The organism is Xanthomonas prunicola, from assembly GCF_002846205.1.
In the GTDB taxonomy this organism is placed as follows: domain Bacteria; phylum Pseudomonadota; class Gammaproteobacteria; order Xanthomonadales; family Xanthomonadaceae; genus Xanthomonas; species Xanthomonas prunicola.
Map to the genome: position 1 here is coordinate 539,019 of NZ_PHKV01000003.1, position 15,376 is coordinate 554,394.

Annotated in this window: 13 protein-coding genes and 1 pseudogene; 5 read left to right on the forward strand and 9 right to left on the reverse strand. The window is 64.4% G+C overall.

The features are described 5' to 3' along the window. Positions 1–274 precede the first annotated feature (274 nt). From XpruCFBP8353_RS12375 to lexA, 5 genes are all read right to left on the reverse strand, one after another. The gene (locus XpruCFBP8353_RS12375; RefSeq protein WP_238601157.1) at positions 275–736 is read right to left on the reverse strand and encodes a VOC family protein; all 462 of its coding nucleotides are present in this window, start codon (positions 734–736) and stop codon (positions 275–277) included. Between the two features lie 220 nt (positions 737–956). Next, complete coding sequence (locus tag XpruCFBP8353_RS12380) at positions 957–4,205, reverse strand: error-prone DNA polymerase (RefSeq protein WP_162301032.1); 3,249 nt, start codon at positions 4,203–4,205, stop codon at positions 957–959. Between the two features lie 171 nt (positions 4,206–4,376). Beyond that, the gene (locus XpruCFBP8353_RS12385; RefSeq protein ID WP_101363504.1) at positions 4,377–5,795 is read right to left on the reverse strand and encodes a Y-family DNA polymerase; all 1,419 of its coding nucleotides are present in this window, start codon (positions 5,793–5,795) and stop codon (positions 4,377–4,379) included. 7 nt (positions 5,796–5,802) lie between these two features. Continuing rightward, the gene (gene imuA / locus XpruCFBP8353_RS12390; RefSeq protein WP_162301033.1) at positions 5,803–6,453 is read right to left on the reverse strand and encodes a translesion DNA synthesis-associated protein ImuA; all 651 of its coding nucleotides are present in this window, start codon (positions 6,451–6,453) and stop codon (positions 5,803–5,805) included. Between the two features lies 1 nt (position 6,454). Beyond that, complete coding sequence (gene lexA, locus XpruCFBP8353_RS12395) at positions 6,455–7,060, reverse strand: transcriptional repressor LexA (protein WP_101363505.1); 606 nt, start codon at positions 7,058–7,060, stop codon at positions 6,455–6,457. A gap of 148 nt (positions 7,061–7,208) precedes the next feature. On the opposite strand from lexA, the gene XpruCFBP8353_RS12400 reads away from it, so the two are divergent. Both XpruCFBP8353_RS12400 and XpruCFBP8353_RS12405 read left to right on the forward strand, forming a co-directional pair. Next, positions 7,209–7,430 (forward strand): AbrB/MazE/SpoVT family DNA-binding domain-containing protein, encoded by a 222-nt coding sequence (locus tag XpruCFBP8353_RS12400; protein ID WP_010363114.1) that lies wholly within the window; start codon positions 7,209–7,211, stop codon positions 7,428–7,430. Positions 7,431–7,439: 9 nt separating this feature from the next. Continuing rightward, positions 7,440–7,865 carry a type II toxin-antitoxin system death-on-curing family toxin gene (locus tag XpruCFBP8353_RS12405; RefSeq protein WP_101363506.1) on the forward strand — a complete coding sequence of 142 codons (426 nt, stop codon included), beginning with the start codon at positions 7,440–7,442 and terminating at the stop codon, positions 7,863–7,865. Between the two features lie 207 nt (positions 7,866–8,072). On the opposite strand, the gene XpruCFBP8353_RS12410 is transcribed toward XpruCFBP8353_RS12405, so the two are convergent. The 4 genes and pseudogenes from XpruCFBP8353_RS12410 to XpruCFBP8353_RS12425 all read right to left on the reverse strand — a co-directional run bounded on the left by XpruCFBP8353_RS12410 (position 8,073) and on the right by XpruCFBP8353_RS12425 (position 11,073). Next, complete coding sequence (locus tag XpruCFBP8353_RS12410; RefSeq protein WP_101363507.1) at positions 8,073–8,588, reverse strand: DUF6496 domain-containing protein; 516 nt, start codon at positions 8,586–8,588, stop codon at positions 8,073–8,075. A 159-nt stretch (positions 8,589–8,747) separates the two neighbouring features. Continuing rightward, a pseudogene (locus XpruCFBP8353_RS12415) lies at positions 8,748–9,088 on the reverse strand (cupin domain-containing protein). A gap of 42 nt (positions 9,089–9,130) precedes the next feature. Then, positions 9,131–9,745, reverse strand: a complete 615-nt coding sequence (locus XpruCFBP8353_RS12420) for a GIY-YIG nuclease family protein (protein WP_101363508.1) — start codon at positions 9,743–9,745, stop codon at positions 9,131–9,133. Further along, positions 9,742–11,073: a DUF763 domain-containing protein gene (locus XpruCFBP8353_RS12425; RefSeq protein ID WP_101363680.1), complete on the reverse strand. Its 1,332-nt coding sequence runs from the start codon at positions 11,071–11,073 to the stop codon at positions 9,742–9,744. Before XpruCFBP8353_RS12425 ends, XpruCFBP8353_RS12420 begins: the two co-directional genes overlap by 4 nt. Positions 11,074–11,373: 300 nt before the next feature. Between XpruCFBP8353_RS12425 and XpruCFBP8353_RS12430 the strand changes: the two genes are divergently transcribed. Genes XpruCFBP8353_RS12430 through XpruCFBP8353_RS12440 form a run of 3 tightly spaced genes read left to right on the forward strand, consistent with a single transcriptional unit; the run spans position 11,374 to position 15,307 of the window. Continuing rightward, positions 11,374–11,952, forward strand: coding sequence for a (2Fe-2S)-binding protein (locus tag XpruCFBP8353_RS12430; protein WP_101363509.1), 579 nt, complete (start codon positions 11,374–11,376; stop codon positions 11,950–11,952). Next, a complete protein-coding gene (locus tag XpruCFBP8353_RS12435) occupies positions 11,925–13,013 on the forward strand; it encodes an FAD binding domain-containing protein (RefSeq protein WP_162301034.1) in 1,089 nt (362 codons plus the stop codon). Before XpruCFBP8353_RS12430 ends, XpruCFBP8353_RS12435 begins: the two co-directional genes overlap by 28 nt. Beyond that, entirely contained in the window at positions 13,010–15,307 is a 2,298-nt protein-coding gene (locus tag XpruCFBP8353_RS12440) for a xanthine dehydrogenase family protein molybdopterin-binding subunit (protein WP_101363510.1), read from the forward strand. Before XpruCFBP8353_RS12435 ends, XpruCFBP8353_RS12440 begins: the two co-directional genes overlap by 4 nt. The last annotated feature ends 69 nt before the right edge of the window (positions 15,308–15,376 follow it).

Consider the following 15,376-nt stretch of genomic DNA (forward strand, 5'->3'; position numbering starts at 1 on the left):
ACCACGCAGCGATTTGGACAGATTGGCGGCCCGCCCCTATTCGCAATCGGGATCGAACGTCCTGAGCCCGGGTGCCAGATCGCGGCAGTCGTCAACGAGGCTGTGAGCGACGCGCTACAGGAAGCCGAACGGCTGCTGGTCGAACGTCTGGCATCGATCAGCCTAGCCGTACTCGTCCAGACATTGGAGGAACGGCGCGACCCCGTCAGCGTCTGACCAATATCGGCATGCTTCCCAATAACGATGGTGAAGCGGGAAAACTCCCGCAGGCCCATTAATGGGCTTGCGGCTGCATAAGCTCTATCGTGATATGGTCGGGGCCTGAAACGTAGGCCACCAGCGTTCCCTTCCTTGGCCCACCCGCAATCGGCAGTGGACTACCCTTCGCCTTCCATCCTGCTGCCTCGACGCGAGCAATAGCGGCATGGATATCGTTTACGGTCAGAGCTAGGTGGGCCGCACCAATCGCCCCCGCGCTGTTCGGCACCGCCCCGTTCTGGCGCCCTTTTGAATATTGTAATAGCTCGATCACATAACCGTCTGGTGCCCTGACGATTGCCGTTTTTACATTGGGATCATCGACACCAGTCACCTGATACAGGAAATCGCCCCCCATCTCCGACTGCCGCTCAAGCTTAAAGCCGAGTGCTCCTGTCCAGAACCGAACAGCTTCGTCCAATGACGATACCGCGAAGCCTGTGTGGTCCACGGCGATTATTCTTGCGTCGTTGTTCATTGCGTCACTCTCACTAGACCGTGCTTGAGGTGTCGGAGCTTGCGTCCTAGCTGCAACCGACGCCAGCGGCATGACGAATATGATCTTCATGGTGACGCTCTACCGCGAAGGCCTCTTCCCGAAAAAACGGTTGTCAGGAAGGTCGGAGCGTTCCCAAAAAGCCAGCAGCTGGGTATAGAACGCGCACAGACCCTAGCCGCAATCCACGGCCCGAAACGCGTCAATGGAAGTCGCGCGACGGCAGCTGCATGTCGCCGAGCAGGTCGCTGAGATCGTGCAGGTCGCCGGCGATGAGGTGCTCCACGCCGTCCACGCGTTCCCAGCGGCCGCGCACGGCGAGCAGACGCGATTCCAGTAGGGCGCGGCGGCGGCGTAGCGCCAGGTGCGACCAGACGATGACGTTGATCATGCCGTGTTCGTCTTCCAGGGTGACGAAGATGGTGCCCTTGGCGGTGGCTGGCCGCTGGCGCTGGGTGACCAGGCCGGCGACGTGCACGCCGCTGCCGTGGCGACGGCCCTGCAGGTCGCGCAGGCCCAGGATGCGCCGCTGGCGCATCTGCGGGCGCAGCAGCGCCATCGGATGTTGGCGCAGGCTCAGGCCCACCGACCGATAGTCGGCCAGGATTTCTTCGCCCATCCGGGGCGCTTCGAACTCTACCGGGCACTCTTCCGGGCTGCCGGGCAACAAGGGCCGGCGCGCTTCCACGCCGGCCATCGCCCAGCGCGCGACATTGCGGTTGCCGACCAGGCCCTGCAAGGCGCCAGCTTCGGCCAATGCCAGGCGCGCCTTTTCGTCGAGTGCGGCGCGCAGACAGAGATCGCCGCTATCGGCGAAGGCCCGCTGCGCGCGTGCAGCGGCAATGCGGTTGGCCACCACTTCCGATAATCCAGCGACCTGGCGCATGCCCAGCCGGATCGCCGGTTGTTCGCCGGGGTCTTCGTCGCTGCGCCAGGGCCGGCCACCGACCAGGGTGTTGTCCCAGTCGCTATGCAACACATCCACCGGCAACACCTCCACGCGCGCGCGCTCGGGACTGCCACGGCGCGCGTCCTGCACGATCTGGCTGGCCGAGTAGAAGCCCATCGGCTGCGCGTTGAGCAACCCGCAGGCGAAGGCGGCGGGTTCGTGCCGTTTGAGCCAGCAGCTGGCATAGACGAGCTTGGCGAACGAGGCGGCGTGACTTTGCGGAAAGCCGTAGGAACCGAAGCCCTTGATCTGCTCGAAGATCTGGTCGATGAAGGTGGAGGCGTAGCCTTTGTTTTCCATCAATCCGCGAATACGCACGCGATGCGATTCCATATCGCCACCGCGGCGCCAGGCCGCCATCGAACGGCGTAGCTTGTCGGCCTCGTCAGGGTCGTAACCGGCGTGTATCACCAATTCCATGACCTGCTCCTGGAACAGCGGAATCCCCAGTGTCGGCCCGAGAATCTTCTCCACGCCGTCGGAGGGATAGCTGATCAGGCTCTTGTCTTTGCGACGTTGCAGGTACGGATGCACCATGTCGCCCTGGATCGGGCCAGGGCGCACGATCGCCACTTCGATCACCAGGTCGTAGAACTCTGCAGGTTTGAGCCTCGGCAGCATCGCCATCTGCGCACGCGACTCGATCTGGAACACACCAACCGTATCGGCGCGCTGGATCATCTTGTAGGTCGCCGCATCCTCATCCGGCAACGTCGCCAACGCGTACTTGCGACCCCGATGGCCACGCACCAGGTCCAGCGTCTTGCGAATGCAGGTCAGCATGCCCAGCGCCAGGCAATCGACCTTGAGCAACTTCATGGTTTCCAGATCGTCCTTGTCCCACTGGATGATGGTGCGGTCGGCCATGGCGGCGTTTTCCACCGGCACCAGCAGCGACAAGGGTTCGTCGGAGATGACGAAACCGCCGACATGCTGCGACAGATGACGCGGGTGATCGCGCAGGTGCTCGGTGACCGCAAGAATCTTGTTGATCAGCGGGTTGGCCAGATCGAATCCGGCTTCTTCGATACGCTGCTCCATCGGGGTGTCGCCATTGCCCCAGCCGTAGCAATTGGCCAGCAACGCAATCTGGTCCGGCGGCAGACCGAACGCTTTGGCCACATCGCGCACTGCACTCTTGCCGCGGTAGCAGATCACCGTGGCCGCCAGCGCCGCGCGTTCGCGTCCGTATTTGGTATAGACGTATTGCAGCACTTCCTCACGGCGTTCGTGCTCGAAATCCACATCAATATCTGGCGGTTCGTTACGTGCTTTGGACAAGAAGCGCGAGATCAACAATCGCGTCTTGATCGGATCAACCGACGTGATGCCGAGCGCATAGCAGACTGCCGAATTTGCTGAAGACCCACGTCCCTGACACAGGATGTCTTGGGAGCGAGCAAACCGCACCACGTCCTGTACGGTGAGAAAGAAAGCCTCGTATTTCAGTTCGGCGATCAGTGCCAATTCTTTCTCGATATCGTCGCGCACTTTCTCTGGCGTACCATTCGGCCATCGCTCACGCATCCCCTCCTCGGTGAGTTTTCGCAGATAACTCGCCGGCGTATGCCCCTCCGGCACCAGTTCGCGGGGATAGGTGTATTCAAGCCTGGAAATATCGAAGCTGCAGCGCGCGGCCAGCTCCACCGTGGCCTGCAGCAGCGCCTGCGGATAGATATTGCCCAGGGCGCGTCGCGTGCGCAGGTGGCGCTCGCCATTGCGGAACAGATGCGCGCCGCACTCGGCCAGCGGGGTGGTGTGGCGGATGGCGGTCAAGGTGTCCTGCACGATGCGCTCGCGGCGCTGCGCCATGTGCACATCGCCACTGGCCAATGCAGTCATGCCCAGTTGCTGCGCCAACAGTTGCAAGGCAAGCAGACGCGCTGCGTCGTCCTGTTCGCGATGCAGTTCCACCGCCAGGAATGCACGCTCGCCGAACACCTGCTGCAGCCAGGCGCCCTGCTCGGCCTGCGGCTGCGCACCGGGCAACCACAGCGCGAACACACCGGGGAGGACATCGCGAAACTGCGCCTGGACCTCGGCACGCCCGAGCCGATACGCGCCCTTGCCTGCCGCACGCCGCGCGGTGGTGATCAGCGCGCACAACTGCGGATAGCCGTGCGCGTTTTCCACCAGCAGCACGAAGCGGGTGCCGTCGACGAGGGTGAATTCACTGCCGACGATCAGCCGCAGGCCGGTGGCGCGGGAGGCTTCCAGGCCCCGCACGATGCCGGCCAGCGAGCACTCGTCGGTGATGGCCAGGGCGCTGTAGCCGCAGTGTTGCGCACGTGCGAACAGCTGCTCGGCACTGGAAGCGCCACGCAGGAACGAAAAGTCAGACAGGCAATGCAGCTCGGCATAGCCAGGCAGGCCGTCGGCGTGCTGCGCATGGACGATGTCGTCGTTGGCCGCGCGCAGCCGTGCCGCCACATTCCAGGCACGCGGCATGCGCCCGCCGGGGGTGTCGCGGTCTACACCATCGATGGCGTCATCCCAACTCATGGACGGATGCCTTCAACAACGCTGCGCCATACGATGTTGCAATGCGCGGCAGATCGCGTCGTTGCAGATACTGCTGCGTGTACCTGCAGCCCTGGCATCGGCCACGCGCCCCCGCGCCGCAACCACCCGCCAGGCGGTACGTGCCAAGAGACCGCGCTGGCATGCCTGCGATCACGCAAACCACCCATGCAGCATCCAGCCATCTAGCCGGCCAGGCGCGGCGAAGGCCCAGCCGCGCCGGCCGCGCGCGGTCTCCACCACGTAGTAGTCACGACGTGCTTCGTCGTCGTCCCACCAGCCACTTTCCAGTCGTTCGGGACCGGAGACGATGCGCAGGTGCGGATCGTGCAACGGCACCGGCTGCGGCAGCAACCAGGTGGGCCGCGGCGGGCGTGGCGGCGCGGTGGCTTCGCGCACCGCATCGCCGATGGCGCGACGCCAGGCCCGCTCCGGGCGCGGGTCGTCGGCCGGCAGCACGCGGTACACCGCCTCATCGCCCAGGCGCGCACGCAGCCGTTCGCGCAGTTGCGGCCAGTCCACCGATTGCTGCGCACGCTGGTCGAACAAGTCGCGCATGGCCGGCACGAACGGTGGCAGCTGGCGCGCCAACAGCCGCATCGCCACCACCGGCCGCGGAATCTCCACCCGCTCCAGCCGGTTGCGGGCCAGCTCGAACAACAACGTGGGCGCACGCTCCGGCGTCAGCAGGCCGATCTCCACATCGGTCGCGCCTTCCTCGTGTTCCAAACGCAACAAAAAACGCTGCACCCCGCCATCGCGGATGGACAGATACGTGCACAGATCGCCGATCAACCTGCGCAGCGGGAACAGCAGTGCCGGATGGGTTTCCACCTCGTAGCCCAGCTCCACGCGTTGGTCGAAGTGGTCCGGGGGCGCGTAGCACTCCAGCGTGTCATCGACAGTGCCGTAGAGGCGATCCAGATGATCGAGCAGGCCCGCACCGAAGCGCCGGCGCAGCCCGTCACGCGGCAAGGCGCGCACCGCCGCAAGCGTGCGCACGCCCATGTGCTGCAGACGCTCGCCGGCATCGTCGGGCAACGCGGCGCGGCGCACCGGCACCTTATCCAGCATGCTGTGCAGAGCCGGCAACTGCGTTACCACCATGCCGTCGCGCAGGCCAGCCAACACGCGCGCCGCACGCGGTGTGGGCGCCAGCGCAAGCCGGTGCTGGAAACCCAAGGCCTGCAGCTCATCGCGCAGGCGACGCTCGAAGCGCGGCCAGGGGCCGAACAGGCGAAAGCTGGCACCGGCTTCCAGCACGATGGCGCGCGACCATTGCTGGCTCACCAACGAACTATGCCGATACCCCCAGGCCGCAAGAAACCGCTGGGTACGCGCTTCGTTCTGCGTGTCGTAATCGACCGTGCGCACCGGTGCCATCAAGGCATGCGCCGCAGACAGGCGCATGCCGGGTTTCAATCCTGCAGCGGCAGCAGCGGGATTGACCGAATGCAGGCTGCGCAGCTGTGCTGGCCCCTGCACCAGCACCAGCGGCGCCTGCGGCTCTTCGAGCCGCCGTAGAACGGCGTCCAGCGCCAGCTGCGGCAATAGGATGCAGGCCCACAACATGCGCGCCTCAATGCGCCAGCCGCAACGGCTGCGACGGCACCTGACCGCCGCGGCATTTGCGCACCTGCCAGGCATCGCGCTCGGGCAGGAATTCCAGCCGCAACGCCGCCGGCGATGCATTCACCGCATGGCGGCGGTCGCGCAACGCGAACGCACAGCAATTGCCGCTATCGGCCGCCACCTGCAACCGCCGCAGCGCACGCGCATCGCCAGTCTGCGGCCAGCCCAGCACCGCGGCGCACGCGCCGCTGCGCAGGCATTGTTCGAACGCCCATAACGCTTCGCGCGGCTCGGCCTGCACCACTTCCAGATGTTCCAGCACCACCCCACCCGCCTGCCACGCCGGTGCGTAAGGAATGAACGGCGGCGCCACCAACACCACCCGACTGCTGCTGGCGGTCATGCGTGCCAGCGTAGGCAGCAACAAGGCGATCTCGCCGATGCCATGCGCGGGCAACAGCAACTCGGTCAACGCACGCCGCGGCCAGCCGCCGTCGGGCAGCAGCGCATCCAGTGCCGCATGCCCGGTGGATTCGCCGCCATTGGCGGTGGCTGTGCCCTGGCCCGCACGCCAGACCGTGCGCGCGGCCAGCAGGGCGTCCAGCGGCAGTGCCAGCGCGGCATTGCCGTGTCGTCGCAGCGGCACGGGCTCGCTCATCTCAACCCTGCCGGATCAGGCCGCAGTACAGCCCTTCGATCGCAAAGTCGGCATCGGCCGCCACCACGATCGGCGCATGCGCGCGATTGCGCGGCAGCAGGCGGAGACGTTCGGCGCCGCGCTCCAGGCGCTTGATGGTGATTTCGCCATCCACCCGCGCCACCACGATCTGCCCGTCGCGCGCCTCATTGCTGCGATGCACGCCCACCAGGTCGCCATCCAGGATGCCGTCGTCGATCATCGAATCGCCTTGCACCTGCAACAGGTAATCCGGGCGCAGCGAAAACAGCGCACGGTCCAGCCAGAGTTGACGCTCCAGGCCGATATCCGCCCCGATCGGCACACCCGCCGCCACCCGCCCCAGCACCGGCAAGGCCAGCAAGGCATCGCGCCCGGCGCCACCGGGCACGCGGATGCCGCGTTTCTGATTGGGCAGCAGCTCGATCAACCCGGCCTCGGCCAGTGCCTGCACATGCTTTTGCGCGGCATTGCGCGAGGCAAACCCGAAGGCCTGCGCGATCTCGGCCAGACTGGGCGATACGCCTGCCTGGGCCTGCTCCTGCAGGAACGCCAGCACGGCGGCACGTTGAGGGGGAAGTGGTGACATCGGAGCGCGGCAGCCGGCGGGACCAGGTGTACATTTGTACACCCATCGGTCGCAGCAGGCGAGATTGGCTAGCTGAGCCGCTTCAGCACACCGCTTGCGACCGGCCGAGGACAAAGTTATAACTTACGTATTAACGCGAGGTGCCGTCATGAAACTCAAGATCACTGCGATTGGCAACTCCGCCGGCGTCATCCTGCCCAAGGAACTGTTAGCCCGCCTGCGGCTTGGAAAGGGCGACGAACTCTATGCGCTGGAAACGCCCGACGGCATCAAGCTGACCGCCTTCGACCCGACGTTGGCGGCGCAGATGGATGTGGCAGAGCAGGTGATGCGCGACCGCCGCACCTTGCTCAACAAGCTGGCGCAGTAACCCATACGCATGATCATCTGGATCGAGCGACCACTTGTCTTGGCGATTCACGACCGCCAGCTGGCCGAGCATGGTGGTGGAAGCGGTGTGCGCGACGATGCGTTACTCGACTCAGCGCTTGCGAGACCTAAACAATTGTCGGCGTATGAGGAGCCACCTCCGGACCTGGCGGCGCTTGCAGCCAGCCTAGCGTATGGCTTGGCCCGCAATCATCCATTTGTCGATGGCAACAAACGCACCGCAGCTGTGGCGTGCGAAACCTTCATCGTGCTCAACCGAGCCACTTTGCAGGCAGGCGACCTGGAACTTTACGGTTTTTATATCGGCCTGGCGGATGGCTCGCTCGATGAAGACGCTTGTGCAGCTTGGCTACGCCCACGCTTGCAATCCCGGCACCAGCAACGCGTACATGAATCAGTACCGGACTACGGTTGAGGTGGGACGTGCCGCCGCATCAGCAGCGCTCCTCGTGCCTGCTGCGCGGCAGCCTTTTTGCTTGTTCTAAAAGTGGCTATAAAACAACTACGCAGCAACTAGGCGGGCAAAGCCGGTATCCGAGGTGGCATGGACCACTCGTATCCTCCAACTACTCCGCGCCGTCCGAGCGCACCTGAAAACTACTCGCCACATCAGGTAGCAGTGCTAGGCGTCCTTGGTTCCGGCACGCTTCCGCGTCGCAGCCGCTTTCTTCGCGGCCGCCTTGCGCACTGCCGGGCCCTTGGTCTCTGCCACCTTCTTCGCTGCTGCCGAACGGTCGCTGGCCATGCGCTTTTTGGCAGCGCCTGCGGCCTGTGCAGACAAGGCTTGCTTACCTACCGTCTTCTTGGCGGTGGTGCCCTTGCTCGCTGTCTTCAAGGCTTTCTTGGCGCCGGCCGAGCGTGTAGGCGACACCGGTTTTTTGGAAGTTGCAGCTGCCTTGTCCTGTGCGGCTTTTTTCTTGGTGGCCTTGGACGCGGAGCCGGACGGTGATGCATCCACGCCATCGCGGCGCGCCTTGGACAATCCGATCGCAAGGGCCTGCTTGGTGCTTTTCACACCGTGCGCGCCTCCGCGCACCTGGTCGATTTCTTCTTTGACGTATTCGCCAGCCTGAGTACTGGCCGATTTGCCTTCGCGCTTGTCCTTGGCGGCAGCGCGGCGCGTCTTGGTCTGTGGCATGGCACTTCCCAGGCGATGGTTGGTTGCTCGATGTCACAAGCGCGGCGTCAATGCGCAGCGGGCACGATGCTCACCTGCCGTTGCAGCATGGCTGGCGTCTTGCCATCCATGCACCTGCACAGAGACTGATCGCATCAACCACATCCGTCAGCGATCACGCTATGCCTCACCGGCCGGTCGTGGTTCGCCTTGCACAGCGTCGACGGGTGGATGATAGAACCTAACCGTCTTCAACGGTGTGTGGCCGGTGTTACGGATCTCATGTGTTTCACCGCGCTCGATGGCAATCAGGCTGCCGGCTTGTAGCGCATGCATCTGCCCTCGGCGGCGGCCCCGCCGGTGCCCTCCACCAGGTACAACCACTGATCGGCACCACGGTGGCGATTGCCGGGCCCGCCTTCGCCTTTCCCCGGCGCAATCGCGATTTCGGCGGCTTGCACTTGGCGCACCGAAAACAGCGCCTTGAACGCCTCGGTCAAGGGCAGTTGCGCACTCTGCATCTGGCACTCCTGCGGGGTGAGGCGACGCTGAGCCGACGCATGTCAACGTGCTCGCAATAATGCGTAGCTGTTGCGGCAATACCATGCCCACATGTGTTCGGGCAGATGCGCCTGCACAGGTAAATCCAATGCGCGATAGCCATCGAGCACATCGCCCAGCGCGCGTTGCGCCGGCGTGGGGCCTGTCAGGCCATCCAGCTCGTCCGCGCTCAACTGCACTGCGGCCCAGTCGTAGAGTCGATCGATGCGCTGTGCCATTGACGCCTGCAGCCAATCGCGCAACACGAAGACGCGATACCCGTGCTGTTGCAATGCGGCTACCGCATCTTCCAATGCCTCGCCTACGCCCCGAAACCATTCGGTATGGCCGCCGGCTGCTGCGCGGATGGCCATCGGTGCCGGTGCGTTATGCGCGAGCAAGGGGCGACGCAGTTGCAACTCTAAATCGCGGGCCTCGCGCTCGCGCTCGGCTTCTACCAGCACCCCGCGTTCCAGATCGAAAAACTCGAACCAGCGCGGGTGCAAGCTACCGATGCGCCCCAACGGATCACGCGAGAAACCGATCTTGCAATGGTCTTCCCACTGGCAAGGGAATACATAGGTGAAACAGCGCCCATCGATAGCAATCGGCGTACTGCTGCGTTCGCGCAGGCTCATCGGCAACCTGCATGCGCGCGCATCGCCTGCACAGCATGCGCGTCCTCCGGCGCCGGCTCCCAACCGAACACGCTGCGCCCGCCATAGCGCTGCGAATCGCGGCGTTCCTGTGCGATGTAGTCTTCCACTGTCGGCCCGTGTGCAGTGGCTTCGAGACGACGCGCCTGTGCGTCCAGCCGTGCGATCGCCTGCAAGCGTTCGTCGTTACCGAGTTTGGCCTGCTGCATCGCCTGCTTGAGTACCCCGATCGTGTGATCGAGCACGCGTGTCGGCACCGGGAACGGTTGCCGGTCCTTGCCGCCATGTGCAAGCGAAAAGCGTGCCGGGTCGCTGAAACGGCATGGCGTGCCGTGCACCACTTCGGCCACCATCGCCAGCGAGCGCAAGGTGCGCGCGCCCACGCCGGGGACTTGCAGCAATGCGGTGAAATCGCGGGGACCCGCTTCTGCGGCTGCGGCCAGGCTGGCGTGCAGCCGGCGGGTGATCACGTTTTCGCTGCGCACGTCATGATGATCAGGCATGGACAGATGCGGTTGCTGCGCCGGGTCCCAGGTGTGCCCGGCGAACAGATCGCCGGTGAGCGGAGCTTGCGCAGCAGTCGCTGCAGCAGGTCCCTCCACACCCGCAATCCGTTGCCACTGGCGTGCCAGCTGATCCGGCGCTGTGTTACGCAACAGCTCCACCTGCGCATCGCGCGAGGCGGCCGCGCGACGGTCGGCAAGATTGACGATGTTGCCTTGATGCGCACCATCGATGGCGGCATGCGGCGCATCCACCAAACTGCTCAGTCCTTCAGAGAGCCAGTGATATCGGCGCGCCTGCTTGCGCTGCCCGTGCATGCCCTGCTGCACCACCACCCAGCGGCCGTCGTCGCTGACGATAAAGCTGTGCAGATACAGATCGAAGCCGTCCTGCACTGCGGCGCTGTCCACCTTGGCGACCAGTCGGCTGGCCTGTGCCAATGCGGCGCCATCCAGCCCTACGGCATCGCCCACTGCCAGCAATTCCGCAGGCGTAGCGCGCGAATGCCGGCCGCGGCCGCCACACACATGCAGACCCAGTTCGCTGGACAACGGCGTCAACCCACGCTTGAGTGCGCCGATCACACTCGTGGTAATGCCCGACGAATGCCAGTCCATGCCCATCACCGCGCCCAACGACTGGAACCAGAACGGGTGCGCAAGCCGCCGCAACAATTCATCGCGCCCATAGCTGTGCACGATCGCCTCGCACATCACCGCACCAAGCCGCGTCATCCGCTCCGCCAACCAATGCGGAACGCGTCCGCCATGCAATGGAAGATCTGCACTGCCGCCGCGCCGGCTCATTGCTGCCACCTCGTATTCATTCGGCAAGGATAACGGCGGTACGTCGCAACAGCTGGGACGCAGATGCATCAGCGCACGCGTAAAGCTGAAAAATTCAGCGCAGCAGTGGCTGCATGCACGCCACACGCACTGCGTGCACACGCGCAACGCATGCAAGCGCGAGCATGCAGTGATCGCACCGCCGTTGCTGAATGCGGTAGCGAAGCGTTGCATCGATGTGAATCGCACACGTGGTCACTTTGCGTTGACCACAACGCCGTCAAGGTGATGGCCCTCCTCAGCCATCGCCACGGGGTTCGCATGACTGCCACACCCGCCACTGCCCATGACACGACGCCGGCAACTGCCGCCACCAGTGTGCCGACCTACCCGGTCAACCTGCGCATCAACGGCCAGCCTTATCAACTGCAACTTGCAGCCTGGGTGAGCCTGCTCGATATGCTGCGCGACCACCTCGACCTCACCGGCACCAAGAAAGGCTGTGACCACGGCCAGTGTGGCGCCTGCACAGTGCTGATCGATGGCCGCCGCATCAACAGCTGTCTGACCCTGGCCGTCATGCAGGACGGTGCCGACATCACCACCGTCGAAGGCCTGGCAAATGGCGATGAACTGCATCCGCTGCAACGCGCCTTCATTGCCAACGACGCATTCCAGTGCGGTTATTGCACCCCAGGGCAGCTGTGCTCGGCAGTGGGCTTGATCAACGAAGGCAAGGCGCACGACCGCGACCAGGTGCGTGAGTTGATGAGCGGCAACATCTGCCGTTGCGGTGCCTACCCGCAGATCACCGATGCCGTGATGGACGTCATGGGCAAGTCCAGCGACGGCAGCGAAAGCGCCGCCACCCCATGGACGCCAGGGACGGTGCCGGCATGATTCCGCTCACCTATACACGCCCGGCCACCGTCGATGCCGCACTTGGCGCCATTGCGGTGCGCAGCGGCGACGCACAGCCGGTGCCATCCGAAGCGCCGGTGCGGCTGATCGCCGGCGGCACCAATCTCACCGACCTGATGAAACTGCAGGTGATGCGGCCCAGCCGCCTGGTCGACATCAACCGGCTGCCACTGGACAGCATCAGCACCCTACCCGATGGCGGCCTGCGATTGGGCGCGCTGGCGCGCAATGCCGACACTGCCTATCACCCGGACGTGGAAGCGCGTTACCCTTTACTGAGCGCAGCAATTCTGGCCGGTGCCTCGCCACAGATTCGCAACATGGCCAGCAATGGCGGCAATCTGCTGCAGCGCACCCGCTGCATGTATTTCTACGACCATGCCACGCCGTGCAATAAGCGCGACCCGGGCACCGGCTGTTCGGCCATCGGCGGGCTGACCAAATACAACGCCATCCTCGGCACCAGCGCACACTGCATCGCCACCCATCCGTCGGATATGTGCGTGGCATTGGCGGCGCTGGATGCCGTGGTGCATGTGCAAGGTGCCAATGGCGAGCGCGATATTCCCTTCGCGCAGTTCCACCGCCTGCCCGGCGAGCACCCGGAACTGGACAGCACCTTGGCGCCTGACGAGTTGATCGTGCATATCGATCTCCCGGACGCACAGCGCTTCGTCGCGCATAGTGCGTATCTCAAGATCCGTGAGCGCCTCTCGTATGCGTTCGCGCTGGTATCGGTAGCGGCCGCCCTGGATCTGGCCGACGACGGCAGCATCCGCGAGGTGCGCGTTGCACTGGGCGGCGTAGCGCAAAAGCCGTGGCGCAATGCAGATGCAGAAGCACGCTTGGTTGGCCAGCCAGCCAATGCCGACACCTTCGGAAGTCTGGCCGATGCGCTGCTACAAGGCGCACAACCGCACGGCGAGAACGCTTTCAAACTGCCGCTGGCACGCCGCGCCATCGTGCGTGCATTGAGCGTTGCGCGCGAAGGCACCATCGACAACCGCGGGCGCACCAATGCGCTGGAGGAATCGCCATGAATGCACGCAGCACCGACCTGTCCGGCAGCGAGCTGAGCCCACCGGTTGCAGACAGCGGCACCGGTTATCGCCCCACCGGCACCGGCGTCACCCGCATCGATGGACGCGCAAAGGTCACCGGCCAAGCGCGCTACGCAGCCGAATGGCCGGTCTCGGATCTGGCTTATGGCGTGGTGGTCAACAGCAGCATTGCCAAGGGTGAGATCGTCGCATTTCATCTGGAGGCCGCACGCGCAGTGCCCGGCGTGCTTGAGATCGTCACCCACGAAAACCGCCCGCACATGCGCGGCATGGATCTGTTCTACAAGGACATGACCGCTCCGGCCGGTTCGCCATTCCGTCCGTTGTACGACAACAAGATCCTGTACAGCGGCCAGCCCATCGCGCTGGTGGTTGCCGAGACCTTTGAAGCCGCCCGCCATGCCGCGCATCTGGTGGAGGTGGAGTTGTTGCAGGATCCACACGCCACCAACTTGATGACCAATCTGGACCGTGCGCACAAACCCAAGCCCTTGAAGGCCGGCTTTTCGCCGCCGCCCAAGGACAAGGGCGAGCCGGACGCAGCCTTCGACACTGCCGCATGCCAGGTCCAGGCCGACTATTACAGCGGCGTGGAGCACCACAACCCGATGGAGTTGTTCGCTTCCACCGTCATTCGCGGTGCCGATGGTCACTTCACCATTTACGACAAGACCCAGGGCTCGCAGAACAGCCGTTGGTATGTGTCGCATGTGTTCGGGCTGAGCAAGCGCAAGGTCACCGTACGTAACCCGTACGTGGGCGGCGCGTTCGGCTCCGGGCTGCGCCCGCAGTATCAGTTGCCGCTGGCGGTCATGGCATCGATCCTGCTGGATCGGTCGGTGCGGGTGGTGCTGACGCGGCAACAGATGTTCACCTTCGGTCATCGCCCAGAAACGCTGCAGCGGCTCAAGCTCGGTGCGGACCGCGACGGCACGTTGCGCTCCATCTGGCATGAAGCCATCGCCGAAACCTCGCGTGGCGAAGACTACGTGGAAGTGGTGGTCAACTGGAGCGGCCAGTTGTACGCCTGCGACAACGTGCACCTGGGCTACAAGTTGGTCAGTCTGGACCAATACAGCCCGATGGATATGCGTGCGCCTGGGGCCGCACATGGTGTCCATGCGCTGGAAGTGGCGATGGACGAGCTGTCTTATGAGGTCGGCATCGATCCGCTGGCGCTGCGTCTGAAGAACTATGCCGAGGTCAACCCGGCTGACGACAAGCCGTACTCCACCAAGGCGCTGCGCCAGTGTTACGAGCAAGGGGCCGAGCGCTTCGGTTGGGCGCAACGCCCTCTGCAACCGCGCGCACGCAAGGAAGGCAGCGAGTGGGTGGGATGGGGCATGGCCACTGGGCAATGGGATGCGATGCAGATGTTCGCGCGCGCACATGCGGTACTGCACGCCGACGGCCGTTTGGTGGTCAGCAGCGCGGCGAGTGACATCGGCACCGGCACCTATACGGTGATGGCAATGATCGCTGCCGAAGCCTTGGGCCTGCCGCTGGAGCAGGTGACGTTTCAACTCGGCGATTCGACCTTGCCGGTTGCACCGATCGAAGGTGGCTCTTCGCATGTCACCACGGTGGGCTCGGCGGTGGATGGGGTCTGCGGCAAGTTGCGTGGACGCTTGCTGCGGCTGGCCAAGGCCCTGCCCGATTCGCGCTTCGCCAAGGCCAACATCGACGATGTGGTGTTTGCCGAGGGCAGGCTTGCATTGCGTGCCGATGCCAGCAGCGCCGTCGCCTTGACCGACCTGCTGCGCACTGCAGGACTGGAGCAAATCGAAGACAAGTTCCTCCTGCTGCCAAACGTGCTCAAGCAACGCAGGTACACCCGTGCCACGCATGGCGCCGTGTTTGTGGAGGTCCGCGTGGACGAGGAACTGGGCACGGTGCGGGTCACCCGCGTCGTCAGTGCGATTGCGGCGGGGCGCATCCTCAACACGATCACCGCGCGCAGCCAGATCGTTGGTGGCGTGGTCTGGGGTATCGGCCAGGCGTTGCACGAACACACCCAATCCGACCATCGCTTTGGCCGCTTCATGAATCACGATCTGGCGATGTATCACGTCTCGGCCAACGCCGACATCCACGACATCGACGTGATCTTTGCCGACGAAGACGACCGCATCGTCAGCAGCCTCGGCGCAAAGGGTGTGGGCGAAATCGGCCTGGTCGGCGTTTCAGCGGCCATCTGCAATGCCATCTTCCATGCCACCGGCAAGCGCATCCGCAGCACGCCGATGACGCCGGACAAGGTGATGGCGGACTGACGCGTTGCCCCCTGCGCCTGCAGGGATGCATGGTGCATGCATCAGGAAAGACAGCTAGCCGACCCAGTC